This window comes from Ignavibacteriales bacterium (genome assembly GCA_016709155.1).
Taxonomy (GTDB): Bacteria; Bacteroidota; Ignavibacteria; order Ignavibacteriales; family Ignavibacteriaceae; genus JADJEI01.
Window position 1 is genome coordinate 1 of the sequence record JADJEI010000011.1, and the last position, 3,697, is coordinate 3,697.

Consider the following 3,697-nt stretch of genomic DNA (forward strand, 5'->3'; position numbering starts at 1 on the left):
ACCGATAAACACTTTGGTTCAAGAGAAACAAGACGTGGCTGATGAAGTGGTGCGATGGATATGAAGAGGTTGGCATCCCACCGAAGAAGAGAGGACAACGCAGATATTCCGAGCGTTTACACCACAATCACAAATTCACAGATTAGACAGATATTTAGCACAGCACAAAATTGAAATTATTATGAGCGCCGTATTTTCTCTCCCAACGACGACCAGAACGCCGAATGGGGTCGTGTCAACGATGGATGGATTTCTTAACCAAACCGGGAGGCTCCCGACTAAAAAAGATAAAATTACATTCGAGTCACGAGCGCGGGGAAGATGTAAGATTTATGAACATAACGAAGTCACAAAATACAAAGGGTTCTCCGGGTTTCACGTTACTATCAGAGTGCAGCAAATAAAAAAGCAACTAATCAAAACTTAGGAGACGCTATGGACAAAGCGAAATGGTATTATACAAGGGGACTAAATAATGTTCTTTGGAGGAAAAAATATTTTAATAAATACGGTAGATGGATATGGGGCAAGGAAATGCTGGAGGCTGATACATCAATGTTGGACAGAATCCTACACACAATAAAACCATTTGCGGTGCCATTCTCGGCGTTAATGCAATCAAGTTTAACCGGACTATCGCTGGAATAATGCCAGAAACAGCCCAAGACATACTAAAGCAAATTAACCTTACACCTGGACAGGTGGAGAGTACGAAACAACAGCTTGAAAGAGAAATTTGCAGGCGTGACTTAGCTTATTTCATTAACGAGTATGTCAAGATTGAGGATAGAGATGTAGAGGGCATAGTAATTCCTTTCAAACTTTGGGACAGTCAGAAGCCAATCTTAGAAGACTTCACCAACGAGCGATTGATACAAATAATGAAAGCGAACCAATTAGGCTTAACCTGGTTGATCATAGCTTATGCAACTTGGAGGATGATATTTAATACAGGATTTTCAGTAAAAGCAATTTCCGAGACAGAAATAAAAGCAAAAGAAATAACAAGAAGGATTGACTTTATTCTTAGACATCTTCCTAAATGGTTCATCACAGATCAGAAATCAGAGCGACAATATTTTGAGAGTACAGCTTTATCGGTGACAATTTATCACGGAGCAGACAAGGAAGAATCCAACATACAAGCTTTCGCAAGCAGCCCAAAAGCAGGAGCATCTTTCACAGCTAACTTATTTTTATTTGATGAATGGGCGTTACAGGAATCAAGGAGAGAGATTTGGACTTATGCCTTCCCGACGATCAACAGACCAACCGGCGGACAAGTGATAGGCATCAGCACGATTGAGAGAGGGACTTTGTTTGAGGATATTTGGAGAGGTGATAACGGATTTAAGAAAATATTCTTAGGCTGGTTCAGCGATCCCAGACGTGATGAGGCTTGGTATGCAAACACTTTGAGAGAATTAGGACTTGACGAAACAAGAAAACATTACCCCGCTACTCCAGAAGAAGCCTTAGCAATTCCGGGAGGTGCTTACTTCCATAAATTTGATTCAATAATCCATATTAGACAGCCATTAGAGAAAATCCCTGACTATTATGTAAAATATAGAGCAATGGACTGTGGATTTGATATGTTAGCCTGTTATTTCCTTTGGGTTGACAATTACGGCAATGCAAGAGTGTATAAGGAGATATGCAAGCCTGACCTTGTAATCTCACAGGCAGCTTATTATATCTTACAGGCTTCAGGTGCAGACGTACCAGACAGCCCGGAAGTTTGGGACAGCCTCACACCGGAGATTAAACAGAAAATAGCGATGACAGCAAAAGATAAGTTTGCAGCTACTTATGCACCGCCTGATTTATTCGAGAAATCCAAAGAGAACAAGAATAAAAGCCTTGATTTAGTTTGGATTGAGAACGGGATCACACTAACTAAGTCAAGCAAGGACTTTGAGAACGGATGTATAATGGTTAATCAGTGGTTAGAACCTTATATTACTCGTGATGTAGCCACAGGTGAGGAATACAGAACTGCTAAACTAACCATTGATAGAGACGCTGCACCGAAATTAGTTAATTCATTTCTGAACATCCAAAAGATAAAAAACAGACCTGAAGTTTACAGCAAAACGCCACACGAACTCACACATCAACGGATGGGATTAGGTATTTCTGTTCCGGTTCATCCAGCCAGGGATTGATAAGCAAGCAGAAGCAGAAAAGAAGATGCAGGAATTAAGAGATACACCATATCCGCAATTCAAAATGGCAGCTAAAAAACTATACGACAAACAATTGAGGTTCTAATGGACGCAAAATCATACGAGAAAGTCGGTAAAAGACTAAACCTGAAGAATAACCGAGAGTCACGCAATTTAATGTTAGATGACGCAGTGGATAACATTGTCACTACTTTAGATGCAGACGGACACACTGCAAACTGGGGCAAGAGACGGGCTATTAAGAGGCAAGCCACAAACATACAAGGGATTTTTCGTACAGCTATTCGGAGCTGTAAGATACTCAAGTGATTTAGACGTTTACGGTACTCTGTATTGGTACGGATTCGCTAAAAGCACAGAGAAAAGATTAGTCGGAGGTCAACCTTGCACGATTGAGTTCAACACTGACACAATAAACAGGCTGGGGTATGCGACAGAAAGAGAGTGCGGGCGGGTACTGTTTGAGTTAATTGATAAATATAAATGAGAATTTATTAACAAATAAAGCAGGAAGGTTTGAGACAAATATTTTAATTCAAAGAAGCAAGATGCAAATAGCAGACGAAGACGACTGATAGAGAATGAAATTTAGAACTCTATGAGGGCAAGAAATTATGAACAGACGAGAAATAAACCAGTTTGTTTGGTTCCCATTCCGGAATAGAGAATACGGTAGTGCTGAAGTGGAGTCTTTGAAGGATTGAAATCATGGGGAATCTGTGTGGCTACGATGTTTACTGTACAAAAATAGTAGAGAGTGGAAAATTTATTAACAAAATGGAGAATTAAAAAATGAAACTAATAAATAAATACGAGCCTTGTTCAGAAGAGCGTTGGAACATTTTATTGGAAATAAAACCATTCAGATTTTATTTTTGGACGAATATATTCTTCCATCGTCAGTTTAGGGTGGATTACCAAGACAATCTTTGCAAGTGATTTATTCAGAAAATCGTAGAAAACAAATTAAGCGGAAATAACTTGTCCCAAATGCAGTTGCGGAAAGAAATGATAAAAGGCGACAATTGATATGGTGCTCTAAATGCGGAAAGAGTTTCACGATAGAGCTAATTATATCTTTATACAAATTCATAACGGAGTTGAAATGATAATCGAGCAAAAAGATATTGACTTTCTAACAGTACTTATAAATAAAGACGGAGTTACGAATTACCCCCACGCTTATTTACAAGAGATATTAAAACAAACAAGGATATTCCATTATCTGATGGCAGTTAAAGTTATCAAGAACGAACCAATACTGGGCTTGCAGAAATCTCTGAAAAATTAGATAAGATATTAACAGATGGACAGCCTGAAATCAGCTAAAGACTTACTTGAAGCCGTAGAAGTCGCTGAAAGAATAAACGGCAGGAAAGGTAAAAAATGCTTCGGCAGAGGTTATACGAGTTGGGACTGCAAGAAAGAGAGATATGTTTTATGTGATTGCTTACTAAAAGCATCAAGAACGGCAGTAAAACAGAAAATAAAAGAGAGCAATGAGAAGG

The 3,697-nt window shown here is 39.0% G+C and carries 6 protein-coding genes; all 6 read left to right on the top strand.

The features are described 5' to 3' along the window. The first annotated feature begins 181 nt into the window (after positions 1 to 181). On the top strand, positions 182 to 427 hold the full coding sequence (locus IPH11_12945) for a hypothetical protein (protein ID MBK6914500.1): 246 nt from the start codon (positions 182 to 184) through the stop codon (positions 425 to 427). 8 nt (positions 428 to 435) lie between these two features. Beyond that, the gene (locus IPH11_12950) at positions 436 to 648 is read left to right on the top strand and encodes a hypothetical protein (GenBank protein ID MBK6914501.1); all 213 of its coding nucleotides are present in this window, start codon (positions 436 to 438) and stop codon (positions 646 to 648) included. Next, on the top strand, positions 648 to 2,168 hold the full coding sequence (locus tag IPH11_12955; GenBank protein ID MBK6914502.1) for a hypothetical protein: 1,521 nt from the start codon (positions 648 to 650) through the stop codon (positions 2,166 to 2,168). Before IPH11_12950 ends, IPH11_12955 begins: the two co-directional genes overlap by 1 nt. A gap of 217 nt (positions 2,169 to 2,385) precedes the next feature. After that, complete coding sequence (locus tag IPH11_12960) at positions 2,386 to 2,676, top strand: hypothetical protein (GenBank protein MBK6914503.1); 291 nt, start codon at positions 2,386 to 2,388, stop codon at positions 2,674 to 2,676. A 555-nt stretch (positions 2,677 to 3,231) separates the two neighbouring features. Further along, positions 3,232 to 3,480 (top strand): hypothetical protein, encoded by a 249-nt coding sequence (locus IPH11_12965; protein MBK6914504.1) that lies wholly within the window; start codon positions 3,232 to 3,234, stop codon positions 3,478 to 3,480. Between the two features lie 15 nt (positions 3,481 to 3,495). Beyond that, positions 3,496 to 3,697: hypothetical protein (locus tag IPH11_12970; GenBank protein ID MBK6914505.1), on the top strand; the 202-nt coding region annotated here is incomplete at its 3' end.

Coding starts and splice junctions, on each gene's coding strand:
- IPH11_12945 (MBK6914500.1), top strand. CDS start 182: ATGAGCGCCGTATTTTCTCTCCCAACGACGACCAGAACGCCGAATGGG.
- IPH11_12960 (MBK6914503.1), top strand. CDS start 2,386: ATGCAGACGGACACACTGCAAACTGGGGCAAGAGACGGGCTATTAAGA.
- IPH11_12950 (MBK6914501.1), top strand. CDS start 436: ATGGACAAAGCGAAATGGTATTATACAAGGGGACTAAATAATGTTCTT.
- IPH11_12965 (MBK6914504.1), top strand. CDS start 3,232: ATGCGGAAAGAGTTTCACGATAGAGCTAATTATATCTTTATACAAATT.
- IPH11_12955 (MBK6914502.1), top strand. CDS start 648: ATGCCAGAAACAGCCCAAGACATACTAAAGCAAATTAACCTTACACCT.